Source organism: Frankia sp. CcWB2 (assembly GCF_977927585.1).
Window position 1 is genome coordinate 5,873 of record NZ_CDWRCM010000161.1, and the last position, 4,560, is coordinate 10,432.

Here is a 4,560-nt window from a genome sequence, read left to right on the forward strand (position 1 = left end):
CCCCGGGCACCAAGGCCAGAGTGGCCGGCGGAGCCGCCGAGGTGCGCCAAAAGGTCAACGAGGCCGTCCAGACCCTTGCTCCCCATGTGTCGGTCGCCACCGAGAAGACCCTCGCCACCAGCGGGAAAGCCGCGCGGTCCGTCGGGCAGCGGATGCGGAGCAACCTGAAGGCCACGGGCGGGGTCCTGGCCGGCACGGTGGTGCTGCTGCTGGTCCGGCGGGGACGGCGGGGACGGCCGCGCCGGGGATAAGTAATCCAACCACCTCGGTAGGGAGAAAACAATGATTACCTTCATTGTCGTCATGATTCTGCTCGGACTTGTCGCCGGGGCCGTCGCACGCGTATTGCTGCCCGGCTGGGATCCCATCGGGATTCTCGGCACCATTGTGGTGGGAATCATCGGATCTTTCGTCGGAGGATTCCTCGGCTACGTCCTGTTCAATAAGGATGTCGGCGAAGGCGCTCTGCAGCCGTCTGGCATTCTCGGGTCCATCATCGGTGCCATCCTGGTTCTCCTGGTGTGGCGGAACGTGGGGGGCCACGGCGGCCGGTCGGGGTCGACCCGCAGCCGTCGTTACGCCCGCCGGTAATCGCGATACCCGTCGGCGACCGGGTGACCGCGGCCCGGTCGGCAGCACGCAGAGCACCTGCTCTGACCCGACACCTGCTCCGGCCCGGGCCCTCCATACCTGCGGAGGACCCGGGCCGGAGCCTTCTGTGGTGTCGTTATGCGCCTTCGGTGTCGTTATGGAGTCGAAATGAAATAACTTGCGCGTTTCGAACCCTCCACAGGCCTGTGACCTGCGATGATGCTCTCGATCACGTATTTGTTACTTCATTACGTCCCCTATGCGCCTTTGGTGTCGTTTGGCGTCGGGTCGATTCTCCCGGGTGTGCCGCGTCGTCATCGTCGTCGCGGGGCGGTGGAGAAGAAGCGGAGCTGTCGTGCTCGTCGATCTTGCTGGTCCCGCTGAAGTTCCGTGCCCGTTTCGCGGCGTCGGCACTCGCGCCGGAGAACAGCCGGGCGTCCTCGGCGGCATCGGCATGCGCATCCGCGGGCGCGGTGCTCGTCCCGCCCCCCGTATCGGTCTCCGCCTCCCGGCTCGCACTGCTGGCGGTGGTAACCGCGGCCGAGTTCGTGGCAGCCATGATCGTGGGGGAGAGGAGACCCTGCACTGGGACGGGAACCACCCGCGCTGGTGCTTCGTCGAGGCGGATGCCGTTCGTCTTGCGGAGCCGGTCGGACCTGCTGCCGGGGTGGTGGCCGTCGGGGTGGTCGCGGCCGTCGCGGTCATCGGGCCGGCCCTGATCCGGGAGGCGCAGACCGAGCAGGTGCGCGGAGGCGTCGAACTCGATGCGGGTCCGGGGCAGGGCTGTCGGATGGTTGTGCTGCACCCATCGGACGAGTTCCTCGCGCATGTGGCAGCGCAGGTCGAACACGGTCGGTCCGTCCTTGCCGCTGACCAGGACGCGGATGCGGATGTGATCACCGATGGCGTCGGTGACCTGCAGGACGCAGACCCGCTTGTCCCACAGGTCCGTGGCGTCCAAGACCCGGTGCATCTCGGCCCGCATCTCGTCGATCGGGATTGCCCAGTCCAGGTCTAGCTCGACGGCACCGAGGACCGCGGACTCTTTGCGGGTCCAGTTCTGGAATGGTGTCGTGGTGAAGTAGGTCGACGGAAGGACCATCCGCCGGTCATCCCAGATGTGGACGACGACGTAGGTGAGAGTGATCTCCTCGATCCTGCCCCACTCCTTCTCGACCACCACCACGTCGTCGACCCGGATGGCGTCGGTGAAGGCCAGCTGGAGTCCGGCGAAGACGTTGGACAGCGAGGTCTGGGCGGCCAGCCCCGCGACGATGCCGACCACGCCGGCCGAGGCGAAGATGCTGGCGCCGGCGACGCGGACGCTCGGGAACGTCATGAGCATCGAGGCGCCCGCGATGATCGAGATGATGACCACCGTGACCCGTCGGAGCAGGGTGACCTGGGTGCGCACCCGGCGGGCATGCCGGTTGTCGACGACATCCACCCGGTAGCGGGCGAGCGCGAGGTCCTCGAAGGTGAACGCGAGCACCGTGACGCACCAGGCGATTCCAGCGATAAGGGCGACATTGGACACCCGCAGGGCCGCCTCGGTCCAGGCCTGTTCAGCCGTGGAGTTGAGGCCGACGAGCAGGGCCACCAGCACGAGCGTGAGTCGCGTCGGCCGCTTACCGTGCTGTGCGAGATCGGCGACGATCTCCGAATGGCGGCCGATCCGTCTGGCCATGCGGTGCAGCAACACGGAGACGGCCAGGGCCAGCAGGACCGCACCGCCCAGGATCGTCAGGACGGCGATGGTCGATCGCATGTCGGAGAAGGACAGATCGGGCGCGGCGCTCAGATGCACAGACAGGCTCCTCGTCCTGGGCCATGGGCAGGAGGGGACGGGCACCATGGCATGGTTGGACGGCGCGGGTCGCGAACCCGCGCCGGTGCGTCCTTCTCCACGTCTCTCGGTATCCCTCGCTACCCTCCGCGGCCCTCAGTATCCCTCCGGATCCTCCGGTGAGGATTCCGGCGACGGTGCTCCCCTCTCTGCCAGGGGCGCAGGCACCCGGTGCGCCGGTCAGTTCTCCCGGGCGGGCAGGAAGCGGTACATCACGTAGAGGTCGACGTCGCCGAGCCAGGGATGGCGGAAGGCCGCCGGAAGGGTCCCGACGAGGCGGAACGCCAGCGAGCGCCACAGCGCGACCAACCGTGGATTGGCGGCGACGACGGCGTTGAGCTGCATCGCCCGGTAGCCGAGATCGGCCGCGTACTCGATCATCTGCTCCGCGGCCTGCCGGCTGACGCTCTCCCAGCGGTCGCCCCCGGCTCCCCGGCCGCCGTAGTAGCTACGTCCCCCGTACGGCCCGTAGCCCTGGTACATTCCGGCCCCGCCGCGCGGAGCCCCGTGATCCACCCGCTTAGGATCAACGAGCAGTACCGCCTGGACGACATGATCTCCCAGGCCCGGCTGGCTCGGTGTGAGCAGTGCGGTCGCGATGATCGAGGTATCGCCCGGGCCGTCGTCCTCCTCCATCACCAGAACCTCGGCCGGCGGGGGCAGCATCCACGCGCTTTTCGCGACGTCCTCGTCGGTGTCCGGTGTCCAGGCGCAGGTCTCGCCCTCGACCACAACGGCCCGCCAGATCGGCCAGATCGCGCCCCAGTCCTCCTCTGATGCCCGCCGTGTCCGCACAGATCGATCCTGCCTGTTCACCGGGCCGGAAGGTAAAGGACCTGGAGCGCCGGACCCGCGGCAGTCACCCATCCTGGCGTTCGGCGGCTCGGTCACCGGCCGGGTTTTAAGATCCGGTCGACGGCGTAATCGCTGCATCCCTGCAGATGAACCCGGCCCATCAGGTGATCGGGATGGTCGGCGCGGGGCCACACGGAGAGATTCGTCATGGCATAGCCGTCCGGGTGGTTGATCCAGCGTTCGCCGCTGAGATTCACCGCCCCATCGGTGCAGGTGATCCAGACGAGAAACGCACCGGTGGGAACCTTCGGACTGGTCGGCAGCGGAAAGAAGTCGAAAGTGGCCCACAACACGCCGCCGGGTGCGGCGATGATGCTCAGTAGATGATGAAATCCTTGCCCCCTGGTGCTGCACTAGCCTGCGGCCGGCTGCCGGACGGCCCGTACGCTGCACCTGGTAACAGGCAGAGCCTCCGGAGGCCGTCTCCTGAGTCGCCGGGCACCCGGGTCAGGGCGGGGGTGGGTCGATCTCGAGGTTGATGCGATCGCCGGCCCGCACGGACGCGATGATCGGATGGTCGGCTCCCAGACTCTCCCCGCGTGTGGCTAGAACATTTGCGCGTAGCGCATCTGCCGTCTCGGTCTCGCTGAGGGCGGACAGGTCGATCGCCAGATTGGCGGAGGCGATCAGGGTGGTCGGGTGGTCATCGCCGAGCCGGTTCCGCAGGTGAGAGACGGCGTCCTCGTCGAGACTCCGCGAGCTCATCATCTGGTTACTGTCGTAGCGGCAGTTGGCTAGATTGAGCATGCATGACACCGTGAAAGGGTGATCGTCGGAGAGAACGGCCCGTAATCTGTTCCCCGTTTCCTGGGCGAGGGCGCCGGCTTCGTCCGGGTCGCCATCGAGCCGAATGGCGACGACCAGTGCGTTAGCCGCCGCGAGGGTGTAGAGATTGTCCGCGCCAAGCCGGCGCTTGGCCTGTTGGAAGGTGTTCTCGGCCAGCTTTCGCGCAGCCGGTACCTCCCGGCTCAGGCACAGATCGCCCACCAGGCTGATGGCTGCGGTGAGGGTTTCCGGCTGATCTTCTCCCACGTAGGTCCGGAACTTCTTGAAAGCCTCCTCCGAGGTATGGTGGGCCGCGCCCGCCCGCCCTGCGCGCCGTAGTGTGACCGCGTAGTTCCGCAAGAAGCGCAAGGTGTCCGGATGATTGATACCGAGGATATCCCGGCATCGGGTCAAGGTCTCCTGAAGGATTTTCAGGGATGCTCGGTAAAGGCCACATGCGCGTAGGTCCCGGGCGTGACTGTCGGCATACTGAAGGGTGAGGA

Annotated in this window: 5 protein-coding genes and 1 pseudogene; 2 read left to right on the plus strand and 4 right to left on the minus strand. The window is 67.0% G+C overall.

Features of this window, described 5'->3' with window-relative positions; translation table 11 throughout:
• A pseudogene (locus tag ACY45C_RS15935) lies at positions 1-251 on the plus strand (hypothetical protein); the annotation flags it as partial.
• A gap of 31 nt (positions 252-282) precedes the next feature.
• On the plus strand, positions 283-591 hold the full coding sequence (locus ACY45C_RS15940) for a GlsB/YeaQ/YmgE family stress response membrane protein (RefSeq protein WP_462188378.1): 309 nt from the start codon (positions 283-285) through the stop codon (positions 589-591).
• 229 nt (positions 592-820) lie between these two features.
• Here the strand turns inward: ACY45C_RS15940 and ACY45C_RS15945 are convergent, their stop codons facing one another.
• From ACY45C_RS15945 to ACY45C_RS15960, 4 genes are all read right to left on the minus strand, one after another.
• Positions 821-2,398, minus strand: coding sequence for a mechanosensitive ion channel family protein (locus ACY45C_RS15945; RefSeq protein WP_462188379.1), 1,578 nt, complete (start codon positions 2,396-2,398; stop codon positions 821-823).
• A 219-nt stretch (positions 2,399-2,617) separates the two neighbouring features.
• Positions 2,618-3,232: an N-acetyltransferase family protein gene (locus ACY45C_RS15950; protein ID WP_462188380.1), complete on the minus strand. Its 615-nt coding sequence runs from the start codon at positions 3,230-3,232 to the stop codon at positions 2,618-2,620.
• A gap of 92 nt (positions 3,233-3,324) precedes the next feature.
• Positions 3,325-3,585, minus strand: a complete 261-nt coding sequence (locus ACY45C_RS15955; RefSeq protein WP_462188381.1) for a hypothetical protein — start codon at positions 3,583-3,585, stop codon at positions 3,325-3,327.
• A gap of 154 nt (positions 3,586-3,739) precedes the next feature.
• On the minus strand, positions 3,740-4,560 hold an 821-nt coding region (locus tag ACY45C_RS15960), incomplete at its 5' end, for a tetratricopeptide repeat protein (protein WP_462188382.1).

Excerpts from the sequence above, each read along its gene's own strand:
- ACY45C_RS15940 (WP_462188378.1), top strand. The coding sequence starts at position 283 with ATGATTACCTTCATTGTCGTCATGATTCTGCTCGGACTTGTCGCCGGG.